The sequence below is a fragment of the Pedobacter immunditicola genome (assembly GCF_037482985.1).
In the GTDB taxonomy this organism is placed as follows: domain Bacteria; phylum Bacteroidota; class Bacteroidia; order Sphingobacteriales; family Sphingobacteriaceae; genus Pedobacter; species Pedobacter immunditicola.
The window spans coordinates 1-2,486 of record NZ_JBBHKC010000018.1; the positions used below are offsets into that span (position 1 = coordinate 1).

A 2,486-nucleotide genomic window follows, 5' to 3' on the forward strand; every position below is an offset into this window, starting at 1 on the left:
TGTATATATCGGTGATTCCGGGCCAAGCGTATCGCTTGAAGGTGGGCCAGTTGTATCGGTGATACTGGGCCAGTAATTATAGGATTATTTTTTCACTTTTCTCAGGGATTCTCCTGATAAACTTATGCGGTGTGCACTATGAACGAGTCGATCCAGGATTGCATCAGCAATTGTTCCCTCACCAATTACTTCATACCATGTGCTTACCGGCAGCTGAGAAGCAATAATGGTTGATTTCTTATTATGCCTGTCCTCGATAATTTCCATTAACAGATCCCTTTGTGGTTTATCTAAATTCTGCAAACCAAAGTCATCCAGAATCAGCAGGTCCTGCTTTTCTATGCGTGCGATTTCTTTATATAAAGAGTTGTCAGCCTTGGCGCCATGTAACCTGGTGAAAAGTTTGGACGTGTTATAATAGGCTACTTTGTAGCCCATCGCGCAAGCCTGATGTCCAAGAGCCGATGCGATAAAGCTTTTGCCTACACCAGTGGGGCCAGTGATCAGGATGTTTTCTTTTTGCTGAATAAACTGGCAGGTTGCAAGCCTGTTCAGTAATTCCCTGTCCAGATCACGTGCTGCCTGATAGTTGATCTCAGATAAGTGAGATAAGTAACGAAAAGCGGCGCCCTGGGTTAGCCTAACTACTTTCTTGTTGGACCTGTCCTGCCATTCTGCATCAATCAGCATGCTGAGCAGTTCATCGGCAGTCAACTGTAAATGTCCCTGGCTTTCAATGCTGCTGCTGTACGCCTGCCACATTCCCGGAAGGCGCAAGCTCTTCATTTTTTCTAATGTTTGTTGTGTATTCATATCTGTATATTGGATTATTGATAATAAGTGGCCCCACGCAGGTTATCATGCACTGGCAGACATTGTTGCTCTTGGTCATGATCCTGCTGGTCGAGGTTTTGCTTCAGGATCGATTCTAGTACTTTATAGCCGTACTGCTCAAAGTCTGCCGCCCGGATACATGCACTTTTAAGACGCTCAGTTCCATAGATTTTTCCCAGCCGCTGTATGCCCCAGCAAGACCGGTGGGCTTGTTCCGGATGTGCACGCTGTGCAAATACAGTCTCTATATAGTCATGGATAACCTGGTCTTTAGATTTTGCCCAGGCTAAAAAGTCAGTCATATTCCATCCTTGCATGAACACGTGGTTATCAGGCATATGGCTGGAAGTAGTAGAAAAGCATGCACTTTTTTTGCTTCTGGGATGTGAGGCTATTCTAGAACCGGAAGAATATACTTCAAGGAGTGTTTCGTTGTAACGGAGCTCCACTTTTTTACCGATATATTGGTGAGGAACGCTGTAGTAATGTTTGTCTTCGCCGATGAATACATGGTAATTCTTTTGGACCGTAGCCTGTTTGTAAGTGATTAAAGTGAAGGCCTGGGCGGGTAATGGGGAAAGTAGCGGCTGTTCCTGTTCCAGAAATAGACTGGTTCGGCTGGTTTCCCTTTGCTGATACATTCTTTGGTTATAAAGCTCCAATAATGGCTTGATGGCTGCATTGAGTGTATGCAGGTCAAAGAACACCTGATCTTTTAAAGCAAAACAGATCCGCTGATAGACTAGCCTGACCGCGTTTTCCACCAATGCCTTATCCTTTGGTTTACGTGCACGGGTGGCTAACACGGCAGTGCCGTAATGAAGGGCAAAGGCTTTAAAGTCTTTATTAAGTTCCGGTTCATACCGGTGAGCCTGTGTGACTGCCGACTTCAAGTTATCTGTAACGATCAACTTAGGTACGCCACCAATAAATTCAAGGCTTCGTCGCATACTATTCAGAAAAGACGCCTTCTGCTGACTTTCACTGGCCTCCACAAAAGTGTAACCGCTACCAGCAAGGATAGCAACAAAAAGTTCTGCTTGTCGGGTTACACCTGTTTCCCGGTCGGTGAGTATAAGCCGGTCACCAGCATAGTCGATCAGCAACTTTTCGCCCATAATCTGTTCCATATGAAAGGATGCCTGCTGAATGGCAAAAGCCTTCTGTATATGCTCCTTAAACTGCGTATAACCGTATCCATCAGGATATTTCTTGCGGTATTCTTCGAAGATGTTTAAGTAAGTAAACCCAGATTGCTTAAGGGCTTTTTTGTAAATGGGGACTAGCGCTTGTAGATCCAGATAAGCCTGCGGCTTATTAAATACTCTTGGCTCGGGCAAGATAGATACTAATGACTCTTCATCAAGTCGGCTTAATTCTGAGAAGTCTTGGCCTGAGCCGCCTAAATTCAGGACGTACTCATTAACAGTCTTACGGTTTATCCCTAATAATCTGGCGATCGAGCGGTTACTTTCACCACGGGCTTTTAATTGAATAATACGTTGAATATCTAACATGTCTTTTCGATGGCCGGCCATATTCTACAGTTTGTTTGCTGTAAAATACTGCTTTGTTTAAATTGGCCCGGTATCACCGATAGGACTGGCCCAATATCACCGATACGGGTGGCCCGTTATAGACTGATATATGCA

Annotated in this window: 2 protein-coding genes; both read right to left on the reverse strand. The window is 44.7% G+C overall.

Going from position 1 to position 2,486, the window contains the following annotated elements:
• Positions 1-84 precede the first annotated feature (84 nt).
• Complete coding sequence (gene istB / locus WG905_RS19445; protein ID WP_339593430.1) at positions 85-813, reverse strand: IS21-like element helper ATPase IstB; 729 nt, start codon at positions 811-813, stop codon at positions 85-87.
• Between the two features lie 14 nt (positions 814-827).
• Entirely contained in the window at positions 828-2,372 is a 1,545-nt protein-coding gene (gene istA, locus WG905_RS19450; RefSeq protein WP_339593431.1) for an IS21 family transposase, read from the reverse strand.
• Positions 2,373-2,486 lie beyond the last annotated feature (114 nt).